The 266-nt window shown below is 70.7% G+C and carries 1 pseudogene; it reads right to left on the reverse strand.

Annotated features, from left to right (window positions below):
• A pseudogene (locus ACZ2IA_RS23030) lies at nt 1-244 on the reverse strand (hypothetical protein); the annotation flags it as partial.
• Nucleotides 245-266: the final 22 nt, after the last annotated feature.

A 266-nucleotide genomic window follows, 5' to 3' on the forward strand; every position in this document is an offset into this window, starting at 1 on the left:
CCACCGGACGCCGGGGACCGTTCTGCGCAACCTCCACTGCCGCAGCGACCGGCCCGGGCTGCAGCAGCATCCCCGCCCCGCCGCCATAGGGCGTGTCATCAGGCCGGCGGCTTCGCCCAGCGTGCTCGCGCAGGTCATGCGCACGCAAGCTCAGCTTGCCGCGCCGGCACGCATCCCCGGTCACGCCCAGACGCCCGAACTCCGCAATCACCCCCGGAAAGAGCGTGATCAGGTCAAAGCGCATCTTCCGCCGTCCAGGTGAGATG

The organism is Crenobacter sp. CS_VA4, assembly GCF_055597485.1.